The sequence below is a fragment of the Reinekea forsetii genome, assembly GCF_002795845.1.
Classification (GTDB): Bacteria; Pseudomonadota; Gammaproteobacteria; order Pseudomonadales; family Natronospirillaceae; genus Reinekea; species Reinekea forsetii.
This window is the reverse complement of the sequence record NZ_CP011797.1, coordinates 1,580,220-1,596,480: the sequence shown is the minus strand read 5'-3', so window position 1 is coordinate 1,596,480 and position 16,261 is coordinate 1,580,220. Positions and strand designations below refer to the sequence as shown.

Annotated in this window: 9 protein-coding genes and 7 pseudogenes; 7 read left to right on the top strand and 9 right to left on the bottom strand. The window is 44.4% G+C overall.

Features of this window, described 5'->3' with window-relative positions; translation table 11 throughout:
* Positions 1–30: 30 nt before the first annotated feature.
* Positions 31–482 (top strand): annotated as a pseudogene (locus REIFOR_RS07445) (transposase); the annotation flags it as partial.
* Between the two features lie 15 nt (positions 483–497).
* Here the strand turns inward: REIFOR_RS07445 and REIFOR_RS07440 are convergent.
* Together REIFOR_RS07440 and REIFOR_RS07435 are read right to left on the bottom strand one after the other, a co-directional pair.
* The gene (locus REIFOR_RS07440; protein ID WP_100256227.1) at positions 498–1,586 is read right to left on the bottom strand and encodes an IS3 family transposase; all 1,089 of its coding nucleotides are present in this window, start codon (positions 1,584–1,586) and stop codon (positions 498–500) included.
* Complete coding sequence (locus REIFOR_RS07435) at positions 1,583–1,987, bottom strand: transposase (RefSeq protein WP_100256226.1); 405 nt, start codon at positions 1,985–1,987, stop codon at positions 1,583–1,585. The genes REIFOR_RS07440 and REIFOR_RS07435 overlap by 4 nt, the downstream gene beginning before the upstream one ends.
* 101 nt (positions 1,988–2,088) lie before the next feature.
* Here REIFOR_RS07435 and REIFOR_RS16990 point away from each other — a divergent pair.
* Positions 2,089–2,769 (top strand): annotated as a pseudogene (locus REIFOR_RS16990) (IS3 family transposase); the annotation flags it as partial.
* A gap of 42 nt (positions 2,770–2,811) precedes the next feature.
* Positions 2,812–3,737, top strand: a pseudogene (locus tag REIFOR_RS16985) (IS3 family transposase); the annotation flags it as partial.
* Between the two features lie 373 nt (positions 3,738–4,110).
* On the opposite strand, the gene REIFOR_RS07405 reads toward REIFOR_RS16985, so the two are convergent.
* Positions 4,111–5,244, bottom strand: coding sequence for a glycosyltransferase family 4 protein (locus REIFOR_RS07405; protein ID WP_100256950.1), 1,134 nt, complete (start codon positions 5,242–5,244; stop codon positions 4,111–4,113).
* Positions 5,245–5,659: 415 nt separating this feature from the next.
* Between REIFOR_RS07405 and REIFOR_RS07400 the strand changes: the two genes are divergently transcribed.
* Both REIFOR_RS07400 and REIFOR_RS16765 read left to right on the top strand, forming a co-directional pair.
* Positions 5,660–5,905 (top strand): hypothetical protein, encoded by a 246-nt coding sequence (locus REIFOR_RS07400; RefSeq protein ID WP_100256949.1) that lies wholly within the window; start codon positions 5,660–5,662, stop codon positions 5,903–5,905.
* Between the two features lie 130 nt (positions 5,906–6,035).
* Positions 6,036–6,200 (top strand): IS3 family transposase, encoded by a 165-nt coding sequence (locus REIFOR_RS16765; RefSeq protein WP_227003822.1) that lies wholly within the window; start codon positions 6,036–6,038, stop codon positions 6,198–6,200.
* 3 nt (positions 6,201–6,203) lie between these two features.
* Here the strand turns inward: REIFOR_RS16765 and REIFOR_RS07395 are convergent.
* Positions 6,204–7,543 (bottom strand): annotated as a pseudogene (locus REIFOR_RS07395) (IS3 family transposase); the annotation flags it as partial.
* Between the two features lie 73 nt (positions 7,544–7,616).
* Between REIFOR_RS07395 and REIFOR_RS16980 the strand changes: the two are divergent.
* Positions 7,617–8,418: pseudogene (locus tag REIFOR_RS16980) on the top strand (transposase); the annotation flags it as partial.
* A gap of 28 nt (positions 8,419–8,446) precedes the next feature.
* Here REIFOR_RS16980 and REIFOR_RS07380 read toward each other — a convergent pair.
* Both REIFOR_RS07380 and REIFOR_RS07375 read right to left on the bottom strand, forming a co-directional pair.
* Positions 8,447–9,535 carry an IS3 family transposase gene (locus REIFOR_RS07380; protein WP_100256227.1) on the bottom strand — a complete coding sequence of 363 codons (1,089 nt, stop codon included), beginning with the start codon at positions 9,533–9,535 and terminating at the stop codon, positions 8,447–8,449.
* Entirely contained in the window at positions 9,532–9,936 is a 405-nt protein-coding gene (locus REIFOR_RS07375) for a transposase (RefSeq protein ID WP_100256226.1), read from the bottom strand. Before REIFOR_RS07375 ends, REIFOR_RS07380 begins: the two co-directional genes overlap by 4 nt.
* Positions 9,937–10,016: 80 nt before the next feature.
* On the opposite strand from REIFOR_RS07375, the pseudogene REIFOR_RS07370 reads away from it, so the two are divergent.
* Positions 10,017–10,231: pseudogene (locus REIFOR_RS07370) on the top strand (integrase core domain-containing protein); the annotation flags it as partial.
* A 92-nt stretch (positions 10,232–10,323) separates the two neighbouring features.
* Here REIFOR_RS07370 and REIFOR_RS07365 read toward each other — a convergent pair.
* From REIFOR_RS07365 to REIFOR_RS07335, 3 genes and pseudogenes are all read right to left on the bottom strand, one after another.
* A pseudogene (locus REIFOR_RS07365) lies at positions 10,324–10,554 on the bottom strand (transposase); the annotation flags it as partial.
* 3,274 nt (positions 10,555–13,828) lie between these two features.
* On the bottom strand, positions 13,829–14,320 hold the full coding sequence (locus REIFOR_RS07340; RefSeq protein WP_100256943.1) for a hypothetical protein: 492 nt from the start codon (positions 14,318–14,320) through the stop codon (positions 13,829–13,831).
* 525 nt (positions 14,321–14,845) lie between these two features.
* Positions 14,846–16,258 carry a hypothetical protein gene (locus REIFOR_RS07335; RefSeq protein WP_100256942.1) on the bottom strand — a complete coding sequence of 471 codons (1,413 nt, stop codon included), beginning with the start codon at positions 16,256–16,258 and terminating at the stop codon, positions 14,846–14,848.
* Between the last annotated feature and the right edge of the window lie 3 nt (positions 16,259–16,261).

Here is a 16,261-nt window from a genome sequence, read left to right as displayed (position 1 = left end):
TAAACTAGCCACCTGTATTTGAGGTGTTCAATGGGAAAGAAACGACGTTCATTTTCGACCGAATTTAAACACGAAGCTGCCTTCCTGGTGGTGGACCAGGGCTATTCGATGACCGAAGCCAGCAGATCTCTCGATGTCGGCGAGACCGGACTTCGCCGCTGGGTTGACCAACTTAAAGCTGAGCGGGGCGGCATTACGCCTGTAAGTAAGGCCTTAACGCCCGATCAGCAGCGCATTCAAGAACTAGAGGCACGAGTTAATCGACTGGAACGTGAAAAAATCATACTAAAAAAGGCTTGGTACGGCATTCCGGCTGCTCTCTTAATGTCGGTCGAATGGAATCGTAAGAACTGATTTACCAATTGAGAGAGCTTGAGCCGGTCGATATGGTCTGTAAGGCCTTTAGTGTGCCGCGAGCATCGTACTATGATTATTGCCAACAGAAACGCCATATTAACGTTCAACGGTTCCGGAACGTGTCAACCTGTTTTGGACAGTCAGTCCAAAATTAAAGTATTTTTCATTAGAATATTTTGGGCCACTGGCAAAGTAGGGAAATTCACCATGTTCGGCGCTCCCTCTTCAAGCATCTGAGGCGTAATGGGATTAATGGCAACTTCACTCGGTGGTCGGGCTGCCAAGGGCCGGCCTGCCACAAACCGTTCGGGGTGCTTCCCATACTGGTCATCGAGTCCCTTCTGGCGCTCAGCGTGCACCGCTTCATGCTGACCCGTGAACACTTGTTCGGGCGTATAGCCTTCAAGCCCACTGTGATGATGGTCAAAATTGTACCAATCGAAATAGCGTTCAAACCACTGGCGTGAATGACTGACATTGGTAAAAACCCCCGGATAATCCGGTTGATATTTACAGGTCTTAAACTGACTTTCGCTAAAGGGATTGTCGTTACTGACGCGCGGTCTACTGTGGCTACTGGTCACCTTAAATTCCCCCATGAGCTCCAGATAGTTATGCGCGGTCATGGGCGCTCCGCGATCCTGGTGGATGGTCAGCTGGCCCGGTCCCACGCCATATCGCACCAGCGCTTCATCCATTAACTGTTGGGCGAGTGCACTGTTTTCTTTGCGTGAGATCATCCATGCCACTACAAAGCGACTGAACAAATCGATCACCACATACAAAGACAAGTATTTTCCACGCTGCTGAGTCGCTAGTTTGGTTATGTCCCACGTCCAGACCTCATTCGGCTCGGTGGCGAGCAGGCGTGGAATGGCGTGATGCTGGGCGGGGCGTTGCTTTCTGCGCTCACCCACCGCACGCTGGCGACGAAGCAATCGATACATAGTACTGACCGAGCACAGATAAATAGCTTGCTGCAATAACTGCTGATAAACCTCGTAAGGGGGCTGATCACAAAATTCATCGCTATTGAGTACGGCCAGGACGGCTTGGTTCTCCGAGTCGTTTAACGCCCGAGGCTGAACACACTGATGTCGAGCGGTCCGCTGTGGCTGTTCCAATGACGCAGGACGTCGACCATAGAAGGCACTGCGACTGAGCGACAACGCCCTGCAAGCAGGAACCAACGGTATCACTGGATCGCGATGTTCCACTAAGGACATCATTTCTTGTCGCCATCCTGGAATTGTTCGATCATGGCAAAGGCTTTTTTTTGGAGATCTAAGCAACCCTCGGATATTTGCAACTTCCGCTGTAATCGGCCATTCTCTTTTTCAAGCTGTTCGATACGTTTTTGATCCGCGCTTTTGGACGCTTGAGGGCCGGGGCTCGTTTTAGCCAGACCTTCTGGTCCACGTTGGGACAACTCCTTCCGCCACTGCTGAAGTTGGTTGCTATAAAGGTTTTCTCGACGCAACAACTGTCCCAGCTCTCCGTGAGCACACTGATTGGCCTGGGCAATAATATTGAGTTTATATTCGGTTGAAAAACGCCGACGGGTCCGCTTTTCCAGCTCTGGGGCGGGTTGAATCTGAGAACTTTCGCGAGTTTCTATTGGTTTTGGCATAGTGGTGGTTCCTGATACCGGGGCCCTAAATGTATGTTAACTCACTTGGTGAGTGTCTGCTATCAGGTTGACACATAGGGGTTCGAACTAAAGGCGCTATTCGGACCTTTAACGAAAGCCGAGGTTCCGCTGGCAGTCGAATGATTCAATCGAGCCTGACCAATGAAGGCATTCGAGCGGGCCGCTACCGCGTCCGTTCGCTGATGAAAGAGGCGTCCTTGGTCTGTTGCCAGCCTGGGCCCCACAAATACAAGATCGCAAAATCGGAACATATCGAAGTGCCTAATATACTATCACGAGCCTTTAACGTTTCTCAGCCAAATCATTTCTGGTGCGGGAATATTACCTATGTATGGTCTGGTTCACGATGGATCTACTTGGCGGTCGTAATGGACCTGTACGCACGGCGGGTTGTTGGTTGGGCGCTATAGGATAAGGTTGATACCCAGCTGGCAATGAAGGCCTTATCAGATGCCTTTCAACGCAGAGGGCGTCCAAGGTGGCCTCATGTTCCATTCGGATCAAGGCAGCCAATATAGTAGCACGGCCTATCGGCGATTGTTGTGGCGATACCAAATAACACAAAGTATGAGTCGTCGCGGAAATTGTTGGGACAATGCACCGATGGAGAGACTGTTCCGAAGCAATAAGTCGGAGTGGGGCCACGATTGGGGTATAGAGTGAACCACGAAGCGAAAATGGATATCAGTCATTATCTAATGGATTATTACAATAATCGACGGCCCCACAGTTACAATAACGGTTTGACCCCGGCAGCAGCGGGAAAAAACTTAATTTACTGTCCGGGAATACTTGACCACGACAATGGTAAGCTCGCGCCAGAGCTAGAAGAAATTAGGGATCTCAGGGCACAAGTTAAACGCCTTCAAATGGAAAAGGATATCCTAAAAAAGCGACGGTCTTTTTTTCCAAAGAAACGATCTAAAGTATTCGTTTATCATACAACACAAGAAGACCTGGCCTGGAAAGTTTGATGTGTCGGCATTTGGGCGTTACCCGTGGAGGCTATTATCGTCATTTAAGCAAGGCCGTTGATTATTATCATTTGGAGCTAATTGAAGCCGTTCAAGAGATTGGCAAGGCCTCTGACCATAATTATGGCGGTCGAAGTATGAAGTTTGCATTGGGCATTATGAGCTACCCAGTGAGCCGCAATAAGGCGAAGAAACAAATGAAAGAAGCCAGCGTGTTAGTTAAACGTCGAAAGAAGTTTAAAATAACGACAAACAGCAATCACGCCAAGCCGCTGTTTGATAACATACTCAACTGCGACTTTGCGGCAAAAGGCCCTAATCAGGCCCGTGTACAGGATATTACGTACATCTGGACTGAAGAAGGTTGCCTTTATTTGGCTACGCTTATCGACTTATACTCACGGCGGGGTGTTAGCTGGAGCATGAGATCACGAATGACAGCTCAGTTGCTCTGTGATGCATTAAGAATGGCCATTTGGCAGCGCCGACCCAAAGCTGGCCTGATTGTTCACTCTAGTCGCTGATCGCAGTATGCTAGCAACGCATATCGCCGTTTGTTAAAGGTCCACGACTTTGTTGGCAGTATGAGTCGTAAGGGAAATTTCTGGGATAACGCCATAGGAAAGAGCTTATTCGGCAGCTTGAAACAAGAGCGTGTGCAGTGGCGCAACTACCAGAAGCGTAACGAGGCGCAACAGGATGTCATGAACTACATTACCATGTGTTACAACAGCCACATATGGCATTCTTACTAGCGCCATAAATCGCTAAATCAGTTTGAATTTGGGATGCAAATACCGAAACTAAAATTAAAGGAAGCCTCTTAACTGGGTTGTACTAAAAAATTTGACCAGGTCAATATCCTTTTAAACCGAGTTATACCAAACTCGTCGCAATCTGAGATATTTAAAAAGCATTGAATTACTCAAGAACTAATAACACGAACGCTCAGTTTATCAAAATCTTCAATTTTTTTGTGCCTATATAAATCTCGAATCATGACTAGAAAGCAATATATAACTATTTGAAAAAAGCATTCTTAAACGCACACCTCCAACTCTTCATTGATTGGTAAAATATCGCCTCTTTGTAAGGCTCGTTGTTTTGAACAACAGAGCCCGCGCATCGTTAAGAGTCCTTATCTGAAAGTTCGTTATATATTTCTAAATGCTTATGAACGACCCATCTAACGTCAAATTTCGATTCCGCTAAATAGCGTGAGTAATCGCCAAATTTTTGTATCAAACTGCTATCTGACAAGAATTTTTTTAAATTTAAAACTATCTCCGAAGGTGATTCCCTACAAACCAAATAACCATTTAAGTTTTCTGATACTGTCTCCCTACAACCAGGTGTGTCTGTAGTAATTATTGCCCGACCTGAAGCAGTTGCTTCTATCAAAGCCTTGGGGATACCTTCGCCATAATACGAAGGCAAACAAACAACATGGCTATTTGCATACAGTGAGGGGATATCTTCACAGAAACCAATAATAGATAGCGTGTCAATCAATGCCCATTCAACTAGCTCTTCTTGGGTGATTGAGTATGGATTTCCTAAATCGATAGAGCCCGCCAATATAAATTTTATAGGTAAACCTTCTTTAGACGCCAAACCTGCTGCAATAACAAAATCCCGGACTCCTTTGTCCACTAACAGCCTCGTTGCCATGGTAACAGTCAGAGGAGATTTTGGCATAAGGGCCGGAGAATATTCTGATAGGTCCACACCCGAACCATTTATAAGCACAAGCTTGTATGAGCTGCTATTGCTTATCTTGTTAATTACACTTGCATCATTTTGATTCTGGCATATTACAACTGCTGCAGTTCCGTTCAACACTAATCGATACATATAACTAATAATTGATTTTCTAATTGCTGCATATAGCCCAGTTGCAGTGAAAACACTACCCAGCCCAGAAATTGCAAAAACAGGACTGACGCTCTTAATTAGACGGGCAATCAGGCCTCCATATATAATAGGTTTTAAAGTTACGAGATGAAGAACATCAGGTGATATTTTAGAAATTTCTCTATAAAGAGATATAAAACTAAACAACTCTTTTAAAGGATTAAATGAACTTCGATGTAAATTGATATCAATGAATTTTATTTTGTTAGAAAAACCAGTTGGAATAGCACAATCAAATGGAGCTAAAATATATACTTGAAAACCAATTTTATCCGCACTAATTGCAATATCCTTGCGGTGAGAGAGAAAAAAGCTCATTGAATTAACTACAATACAAATCTTTTTCACATTTATGCCTTATCAGAATTTGTCAACCAGCAACGCTAGGAGGAAGATCCTCCCATTTTAGACCCATGTAGAATTCCAAGATATATCATTGAGCATCGGTATAATCTCAAAAATTAGTCGTCTAGAATAACCTATGCTTCATGCTTACCGCAATAGTAACAGGTCAAAGCAAGTACCTGCAACGACACATCTGAGACTGAGGTGAACATCGAACCGACCTTAAAAACCGGCCTAAGCGTATGTAAAGCAATGAATTTAAAATGATGACTGTAGTAGTCTAATAATCCCGGACACAATTCTTAGGTGGTAAACTAGCCACCTCTATTTGAGGTGTTCAATGGGAAAGAAACAACGTTCATTTTCAACCGAATTTAAACACGAAGCTGCCTGCCTGGTGGTTGACTAGGGCTATTCGATGACCGAAGGCAGCAGATCTCTCGATGTCTGCGAGACCGGACTTCGCCGCTGGGTTGACCAACTTAAAACAGAGCGGGGCGGCATTACGCCTGTAAGTAAGGCCTTAACGCCCGATCAGCAGCACACTCAAGAACTAGAGGCACGAGTTAATCGACTGGAACGGGAGGAAATCATATTAAAAAAGGCTTGGTACGGCATTCCGGCTGCTCTCTTAATGTCGGTCGAATGGAATCGTAAGAACTGATTTACCAATTGAGAGAGCTTGAGCCGGTCGATATGGTCTGTAAGGCCTTTAGTGTGCCGCGAGCATCGTACTATGATTATTGCCAACAGAAACGCCATATTAACGTTCAACGGTTCGAACTAAAGGCGCTATTCGGACCTTTAACGAAAGCCGAGGTTCCGCTGGCAGTCGAATGATTCAATCGAGCCTGACCAATGAAGGCATTCGAGCGGGCCGCTATCGCGGCCGTTCGCTGATGAAAGAGGCGTCCTTGGTCTGTTGCGGTGTCTTTCAAGGTAGTTGGCACTCTTTTTAGTCATTACGCTGCTTGATCACTCTCACTCTGTATGTCATCTGGATTCAATGTAACACTCCCTACAGGCTCACAATTTCGGATATCGCCCGACCAGCGATACGGCTTGGCTTTTTTCGCCGCCGTTATGACTTCTTTTCGGTTCAATAATATGCCCCTGTCTTGACCGGCATGACGCTGGGCTGGCGTAACAAAGTTAATCTTGCTGTGCTTATGTTTCTCGTTATACCAAACCACAAAGTTCTCCACCCAGTCGCGCGCTTCGGTCAACCCGGCAAAGCCAGATGAGGGCCATTCGGGACGGTATTTTAAGGTCCTGAACAATGCCTCTGAGTAGGGGTTGTCATTGCTCACGCGCGGCCGACTGTAAGACGACAGCACACCCAGTTCTTCCAGCTTGGCTTTCATCGTGAGGGCCTTCATCGGTGCACCGTTATCCGAGTGCAGCACCAGGGGCTTGTTAAAGCTTTGCTCGCGCAACATGCAGCGCTGGACCAATTCCGCAGCCAGCTCACCACACTCTCGATCATGGACTTCATAGCCCACGATCTTGCGACTGTAAATATCTTCAAATAGGTAAAGGTAGTAAAACTGACCCTTTACTCTTGAGGCCAAATAGGTGATATCCCACGACCAAAGTTGATTGGGCCCTGAGGCCGTATGGCTGGTCGGCTTCCCTGTTTTGGTTGGTGCTTTACTCCGGCCGCGATGATGTAGCTGATTGTGTGCCTTCAAAATACGGTAGAAACTCGCTTCCGATGCCAGGTAGATACCCTCGTCTAACAGCGTTGGGACCAGCTGTGACGGCGGTAAACTGGCATATTGAGGCTCATTACTCACCGCTAAGATCACCTGCGTTTCCTGCTCACTGATTTTATTGGCTGGCACCGGCCGACTGGCCAGTGGCCGCTGGTCCATGCCAACCAGACCCGCTCGGTACCAACGACGATAGGTCCTGAGGCTCAACTCAGCTTCCTCGCAGGCGCGACTCAGGCAAGCCCCATTGTTTATGGCTTGGTGTATTAGTGCCACCGTGGCGATGCGCTCCAGCAACGGCGTCAGCTCTCCTCGACGCCGTCCTCCCGGAGCGCATTGAGCTTTTTTCGCAACACTAACAACGCCACCGTTTCGGCCAACGCTTTTTCCTTGAACCGAAGATCTTTTTTGAGCAGTTTGATCGCCACCTTGTCCTTCTTGGCTTGATGTTTGATAGCGCTGCTTTGGGCTTCACTGTTCTGGAATCCCTGGAGACACTCGCTCTTCCAGCGCTGGACCTGCTCCGGATAGAAGCCTTTTTCACGGCAGTACTGCCCAAGCTCAGATGCTGACAACGCAGCCGTTTGGATGTGTAATCCCCACTAAAATTGATAGCAGTCATAAGTAGAGAAATCTCCTAAACTATGTACAGAGGACTTTACTATGAAGACATCACGATTTACCGACAGTCAGATTATGGCCATATTGAAGCAGAACGAAGCAGGCAGCAACGTTCCAGACCTGTGTCGGGAACACGGCATCAGTTCAGCGAACTTCTACAAGTGGCGTACTAAGTTTGGCGGTATGGACGCATCACTGATGAAGCGGATGAAAAAACTAGAAGATGAAAATCGTCGGCTGAAGAAGATGTATGCTGAGGAAAAACTCAAGGCCGAGATAGCCAAGGTAATCATCGAAAAAAAGTTGTAAGGCCAGCCCTTCGGCGAGAGCTGGCAAATCCATCCGAACTGAATACAACGTAAGTATCCGATTGGCATGCGATGTGCTTTCTATCAGTGCCACCTGTTTTGGGTATCAAGCTCAATTATCGGATGAAAATGCTGTTATCGCCGACTGGTTTCTAAGGCTCACAACGAACCATAAACGCTGGGGTTTTGGGCTTTGATTTATGTTCTTACGCAATTCCAAAGAATTTCACTGGAATCATGTGCGGGTACACCGCATCAATCATGACTTGGAATTAAACTTACGCATCAAGCCTGGAAAACGGATTAAAAGAGATAAGCCAGGGGCCCTCAGTGTACCATCAGCGATAAATCAGGCCTGGTCGATGGACTTCATGAGCGACTCATTGAAAAACGGTCGTTCGGTCCGTACGTTCAATGTAATCGATGACTTTAATCGGGAATGCTTAACGATCGACGTGGATTTTTCGCTACCGACTCAGCGCGTGATTCGCTCATTGGAAAGAATTATTGAGTGGCGCGGAAAACCCAGTGCTCTTCCGGAACGTGTCAACCTGTTTTGGACAGTCAGTCCAAAATTAAAGTATTTTTCATTAGAATATTTTGGGCCACTGGCAAAGTAGGGAAATTCACCATGTTCGGCGCTCCCTCTTCAAGCATCTGAGGCGTAATGGGATTAATGGCAACTTCACTCGGTGGTCGGGCTGCCAAGGGCCGGCCTGCCACAAACCGTTCGGGGTGCTTCCCATACTGGTCATCGAGTCCCTTCTGGCGCTCAGCGTGCACCGCTTCATGCTGACCCGTGAACACTTGTTCGGGCGTATAGCCTTCAAGCCCACTGTGATGATGGTCAAAATTGTACCAATCGAAATAGCGTTCAAACCACTGGCGTGAATGACTGACATTGGTAAAAACCCCCGGATAATCCGGTTGATATTTACAGGTCTTAAACTGACTTTCGCTAAAGGGATTGTCGTTACTGACGCGCGGTCTACTGTGGCTACTGGTCACCTTAAATTCCCCCATGAGCTCCAGATAGTTATGCGCGGTCATGGGCGCTCCGCGATCCTGGTGGATGGTCAGCTGGCCCGGTCCCACGCCATATCGCACCAGCGCTTCATCCATTAACTGTTGGGCGAGTGCACTGTTTTCTTTGCGTGAGATCATCCATGCCACTACAAAGCGACTGAACAAATCGATCACCACATACAAAGACAAGTATTTTCCACGCTGCTGAGTCGCTAGTTTGGTTATGTCCCACGTCCAGACCTCATTCGGCTCGGTGGCGAGCAGGCGTGGAATGGCGTGATGCTGGGCGGGGCGTTGCTTTCTGCGCTCACCCACCGCACGCTGGCGACGAAGCAATCGATACATAGTACTGACCGAGCACAGATAAATAGCTTGCTGCAATAACTGCTGATAAACCTCGTAAGGGGGCTGATCACAAAATTCATCGCTATTGAGTACGGCCAGGACGGCTTGGTTCTCCGAGTCGTTTAACGCCCGAGGCTGAACACACTGATGTCGAGCGGTCCGCTGTGGCTGTTCCAATGACGCAGGACGTCGACCATAGAAGGCACTGCGACTGAGCGACAACGCCCTGCAAGCAGGAACCAACGGTATCACTGGATCGCGATGTTCCACTAAGGACATCATTTCTTGTCGCCATCCTGGAATTGTTCGATCATGGCAAAGGCTTTTTTTTGGAGATCTAAGCAACCCTCGGATATTTGCAACTTCCGCTGTAATCGGCCATTCTCTTTTTCAAGCTGTTCGATACGTTTTTGATCCGCGCTTTTGGACGCTTGAGGGCCGGGGCTCGTTTTAGCCAGACCTTCTGGTCCACGTTGGGACAACTCCTTCCGCCACTGCTGAAGTTGGTTGCTATAAAGGTTTTCTCGACGCAACAACTGTCCCAGCTCTCCGTGAGCACACTGATTGGCCTGGGCAATAATATTGAGTTTATATTCGGTTGAAAAACGCCGACGGGTCCGCTTTTCCAGCTCTGGGGCGGGTTGAATCTGAGAACTTTCGCGAGTTTCTATTGGTTTTGGCATAGTGGTGGTTCCTGATACCGGGGCCCTAAATGTATGTTAACTCACTTGGTGAGTGTCTGCTATCAGGTTGACACATAGGGCTTCATTGTGACAATGGACCAGAATATATCAGTCAGGACCTTATTGAGTGGGCGAACCAGGAACAGATTACATTGCTTTACATCCAACCTGGGAAGCAAACTCAAAATGCTTACGTTGAACGATTTATCCGAACTGCAAGGAATGAGTGGTTGGAATTGAATATCTTTGAGGACATCGAAGACGCTCATTATTGGCAACCCAATGGCAATGGACTTAAAATATTGAGCGACCACATTCTTCGATTGGCGGGGTTCCCCAAGACAACTGCTGTGATTGATAACCTTTCTATTTTTAGCTGAGATTAAAAATGGGGGGATTACAGATGACCACTGAGAGCTTGGCGTCAGCCGTCCAATCGTCGGCAGATAACGTCTTTCCTGGCACAGGCATTCCTTGTTGTTTGGCGGTATCGCGCCAATTATAAAGGGTTTTTAACGATATGTGTTCCTGCCGGGCAATCTCGGCCACAGTGACGTTGTGGGGTGGCAACATTTTCTTCAGGATCGATTCTTTCCGTTCTGCTGAATATCGAGCCATTCCGTTCTCATTAACCGCACACTGATCTGGTTTTAGGTGGAATCTAGAGGGTGACAACTATCCTGACACAGGGGGGAAAAAAAACGCAACCATTTGCCGCAGAATAAATAGCTTGGGTACGAGACTAAAATTTTCCAAACACTACGACCCCACCAGCCAGAGGTTATATTGGCCAACAAACTAATGCACCGAAAAATTGGGCGGGCACAACAGCAGGCCACTACCCTCACCAAACCACTACTCAACCGGCTACTTAACAACTGCGATAACAACGTCAGGGGTTTAAGAAATGAAGCCCTTCTCAGACTCGGCTATGAAACGATGCGACGCCGGTCGGAACTCTGTGCCTTTACGTTTGAGGACACCTGCAAAGCACCGGGCGGCAAACCAGCTATCAAACTGAATTTCTCAAGAACGGATCAATTCAGGGCTGGGAACTTTCCACCCATCAGCCGAGAACTCTTCGACTTATTAGAAAAATGGAAGAGTATCGTTAGCGATGAAAGCTATATTCTAAGATCAATTAGTAGGCAGGGGGTTTATCGGTAAAAATCTAAACCCAGAAAGCATAAGTATCATATTAAAGCACTGCAAAAGGACCTGAATAGAGTCCATTGAACAACCATTCAGCGGACATTCATTTAAAGTGGGGGCTGTACTAGATTTGTTAGAGCAAGGTGAGCCGCTTGAAAGAATTATGCTCAAAGGCGGTTGGCAGACGGATTCAACCGCTATGACGTATTTAAGGAACTGGTGTTTTTAAATGAATATTCGGCCTGGAGGAGTTCAATCGTCGACTCCGCCTCGGCAGTAAACGAACCTTATCACAACCTTGGTTTTTTACAAAAAATGTTTGGACTTTCCGCTAAGAACTCACAAACCCAGGAAATCAAGATATTTCTTAAAAACGATTCTTTCGTCAAATTTCCTCTCTACTAACTGAGGACTTTTAACCTCCATTTCAAGACGAGTGTCATGTCCCATATCAATTAATCTCTCCAGACTAATAATTGAATCATCAATAGAGTTAGGTCGGTATAATAAGCCATTAATTCCATGCTCTAATACGGGTGAACAGCCCGGCATATTATTTGTATTTATAGACTTCCCCATAGCCGCGACCTCCGAAAGCGACTTAGGAGTCCCTTAAGGGTATAACGATGGTAAAACCATACAATCTGAAATAGCAATTTCGGGGAGGACGTCTTCGAGCGCTCCTTTATCAGAAAGACATTTGTTATCCAATAATTCATGACTTCTTTAGAGACAGCGACCTGATTGTTAAATTCTAAAAAACCGATCGCTCTCAAATCAACACGATCCCCGTACTTTGCCTTACAATAATCTGGGGCTTCTACCAAAAAACCAACTCACTTCTCAAAGAACATTCTGCAAAGAATAACGAAACGAACGACGCCATTGTCTGCCGCTTCTGTTAATCCGAAATGCTCCAATTCAACTCCGGTCCTAGGCAGATATTCACATTTATGTTGAGGCATAATCCTCGTCCCAACAGAGCTCTCCATATCCTATTGGTTTTGAAAAAATCCTTTAATCGCAAAGATTTGTGTAACGCAATATAATAAACATACAAACTTAGAGAAAAGTGTATTTTCTGTAAACACGGCTCCTAATCCAGAAATGTTATTGACTACCTTCGCGCCGAAAAAAAATGATTCAATAATACTATATATAATAATCTTAGAAGTAAAATTCATTACGAAATTTGGCATGACCCTCAAATAAATAAAAAGTAATGCACGTATAACCATATCCTCTGTAAACGGATTAGTGCCCCGTCGGGTCTAAATTAAAATCGTAATACTCGGCACCCAACCCCGCAAAATGTTTGGGGTATTAGTCCCGGGGCGCGACAACAAAAACTTGATACCTCTCTACCGAAAACCCCATAATTGTATTTTTTCGAAAATTATAAATATACCAAATAGCGCAAAGAACGACATTAAGTTTCTTCTCTTAACTCGACATAATCTGACCTATTCTTTAAGTGTAAAATCTGAAACAACACTCGGCATATTTTTATACACTGTTAACATTCGGGCCCATGTAAACCTTCTCTGCCCCCATACTTTTAAGGTTATTCGTTAATTTCTGATAATAAAGACTTTAAATCTGTCCGAATTTTTAACCATCTTGAGAATTAAATTGCGGGTGACGGTGGTCGCATCCATCCCACGGTTAATCACCGACTCTTCAAGGCCATTTAGTGGGCTAGATCCCTTAATTCGCCGATTAGTCAATCTGGACAAAATAACAGATTTTTCTGATGAAACGTCAAAGATAAATAATTTAGTGACCAGCATTTTATCAAACAGCCGGTTAATTAATTTAATTACGTGATCAAGAGGGACCGCGCTTTCGACACCCTGGTTATAGTAATAGCATGACCAAATCGCTTGAAAAATGCCCTGATCAAGAAGAAGCGGTTTATAACATGACCGACGGCTCACAATTATTGACGATACTAGGAGTAAGTTAAATAGTAGCTTTAACTTAATGGCACCCCTGATGTTGCTAAAACTATTAATCAACATAAAGTTGGCTATCACTATACTAGGTGAAAATAACAAACTCTTAAGAATCAATAATATTTTACAAACCGTTCTAATAATGAAAGTGACGTGATAATTATCGATCGAATGATAATTAATAGACCCATATTCATTTTTAAAAGTATTTTGAAAGCTAGTACAAATAAATGACTTACCAACCCCCGGGTTACCAAAGCCCTCTATAACAAACTCTTGATCACCAGACGCGTCAATTATGATTTGCCCTATATCCCTAAAAATCTTCATATAATCTAGCCTCTCAAGCCAAGAACAATACCCTTTTACTACATGCCCTACCGTTCCCAAAAGTTATTAGCTTAGCGAAATGCCACATATTTAATCTTACTTATTAGATAAATACCGTTAACTTAGTTATTCATGATGCAGCCACTAGCTTTAAACGACCTTGAAGGGCTGAATTTAATTAAAAAGCCTGTCCGATTCTAAGATGTTCTTGTAACAAGAAAAGACGCATGGGAAGTGCTTAGCGGCGGCAACGTTTTTCCCGCACAGAAATGAAATTAGTTCCATGGCCTTGAGTCCGACGCCCAAAAGACGATTTATAAGTTCTATTACAAAGCTTCCGCGTGAATGTCCTAAATGGTGATATGATTTAAAATATAAAATAATAAGAGTCGCCCCAACATAACCGGGAAAACCTTCCATACTCAAGGAAGTCACATCAAACGCACTAGCAACATTTACAATGCAGTCGCTAATACCGCATTATCCGTCTTTAGAACTGGGATTGACTTTAAGACCGGAAATGCAAGGCCACTTTCCTTTGATACAAAAAACCCCTCATGTTTCTCGAGCAATAAGCTGGTGCCAGGTAGCATGAATATGTCGGCGTTCAACACATGCTTAGTTTCATTTATAATGGGCGGATCAATTATAAAGCATGCAGTTGGATTAAGAGAATTGGCAATTGTAGGCATTCTTTTAAATTCAACAACACGACCGCCTAGACTCCTAACCACCTCATGCATTCCTTTTATATAGCCTAACTTATCCATTCTTGCCTTACCCTCATCACTAATTGTTTCGTAACTCGGCTCAAACAAAATTAACTTTCCTCTAGTGACAAGAAATAATTCGCTTAGTAAGATTGTAAGATTTCCACCATTTGGTTCTAACGCATGACTAGAGGTTGTTATATCAACCGATTTGTAAGCCAATGGGATTCGCTTCATATCTGCAACGAATGGTTGAAGTTTGGCAAAATCTTTCCCCAGGATTTCTTAAGAAAATACGATACCTTTGTAGACTCTAGACCAACTAATATCAAAAGCATAGGCCTTGGTAAGGTTTGAAATAATACGTTAAAGTACTAGAGAATAAGTAGTCATCACGCCGGCACCTAACAGAGTATCATTGGGACGTACCCAATCCCGGAGTACATTAGCGAACCCATCGGCCACGGAATTAGCGAAATCGGGATTGGCTTGAGTGTATTCTATGTATGATCCTGCCTGCAAATCATACGCAATCTTGATAATATCTGAAGAGTTTTCGCTAAGCCCCAATTGCTGACGTAAGTGTTCAGTGACATTCTGTCCTTTATTAAAAGCCTTTCGTGCTGATTAAATATTATAGTATTGAAAAATTAATCTCCCCTAAGCTACAAAAAAATATCCGTGACGTGTTAGTAAATAACTAACAACGTAAAAACAATAAGTCATCAAAATAAAAAATTCAAAAAACAATAGGTTTGAAAATCAAAAACTTTCCGCCCTCGCCTTAAGCACAATTATCTCTTGCCACAGAATGGTTTGTAATTCAAAAAACTTTTCCTCAAAAGGCCCTTCATTGTTGAAATGAATGATTTTATTACAAATGGGAAAGACGGCAGCATTATCAGCATGCCTCATTACAATCTCGTGACTAGTCTCCTTGCCAACCTTTACTCTGCTTTCATTACGAGAAACTGCAGTTTCAATGGAAACATTAAGATAAACACACAAATCAGCGCTGGGAATTTTTTCGTAGATTTTTTTCTCGACTTCGGCCATCACCTTTACCATCCAAGGACTATCACTATGACACAAGATTTTCGGACTATCCATCTTACCAAAGTTGTTTGTCGGCCATCTATCAACTAGAACTAAGTGTCCTCGTTTAGCGTCAACTCTAGCTCGTTTAGCCTGTCGTAACCTAAGAATCCCTAAGACTACAGACGATAGGGCCCTTTTTAGGGAACTTTCTGCGTTAACATCGGTTATCGTCGTCGTTGGAAGCGCTTTTGAGCCCATTCGTAGTCTAATCGATTCAAGAACTTTGCCTTGGGGTTTGCCTAAGGAATACGACTTACAGGACTGAAAGCCAGAGAAAGTTTGGCTCAAACCGGAGATCATAGAAGACTTTCCAGCGCCATCAGCACCAGAAATCGCTATTATCATACCCTGTCCTAAGAACTTTTTTTTCTGTTTTACAAAGATTTTATTTAAAACTCTCTTCAAAAAAGAATTGACTCTTAAAAACGGTAAGCTAAGTATAGAAAATCGGACATACTCCGATAAAAACAATCTAAATTTTATCGAAGCAGTAAAACTGGGCATACTAAATCCTTTAGCTAGCCCTGATTTAGTAATATATGGGTCTACGACTATTGGACCAAATCCATGGAGATCATCGGCTAATGTTTTACAAAGTAACCATTCAGATTTATACGAATCAAACTCATGCAAATATAAAAATCGCGATGTAAAAGACCCTGTTTTTAAAAAATGTCTAATTAGAAAAATATATGCCTGTGCTTTATTACTCAAAATCCAAACATTGTATTCAAGACACATCACCCGCTCAGTTAACAAAAATGTATTCAGCGGCAAAATAAACTCTTTCAACCAGCTCTCACCCGTCACTACCTCGAAGTATACGTGCAGATGGAACACTTTTCCTGTAGCTGAAATATTGTAAAAATGCCTAATTTCAAGGAACCGAGCAACTGGGTTCTCTAGTTCCAACCAGCCATGTTGCTGAGCAAGAGTGGTGAAGCTAACTTGACATATAGGTTCTACTAGTATGTCCAAATCACTATTACCAATCAAGGCCTCAAACAGTTCATGATTGTTCTTCCAGCTAACATATTTAATGTTTGCTTCATCAAGCTTTCCTAAAAAATTTATCAATGA

Excerpts from the sequence above, each read along its gene's own strand:
- REIFOR_RS07440 (WP_100256227.1), bottom strand. The coding sequence starts at position 1,586 with ATGATGTCCTTAGTGGAACATCGCGATCCAGTGATACCGTTGGTTCCT.
- REIFOR_RS07435 (WP_100256226.1), bottom strand. The coding sequence starts at position 1,987 with ATGCCAAAACCAATAGAAACTCGCGAAAGTTCTCAGATTCAACCCGCC.
- REIFOR_RS07400 (WP_100256949.1), top strand. The coding sequence starts at position 5,660 with ATGACCGAAGGCAGCAGATCTCTCGATGTCTGCGAGACCGGACTTCGC.
- REIFOR_RS07380 (WP_100256227.1), bottom strand. The coding sequence starts at position 9,535 with ATGATGTCCTTAGTGGAACATCGCGATCCAGTGATACCGTTGGTTCCT.
- REIFOR_RS07375 (WP_100256226.1), bottom strand. The coding sequence starts at position 9,936 with ATGCCAAAACCAATAGAAACTCGCGAAAGTTCTCAGATTCAACCCGCC.
- REIFOR_RS07340 (WP_100256943.1), bottom strand. The coding sequence starts at position 14,320 with ATGAAGCGAATCCCATTGGCTTACAAATCGGTTGATATAACAACCTCT.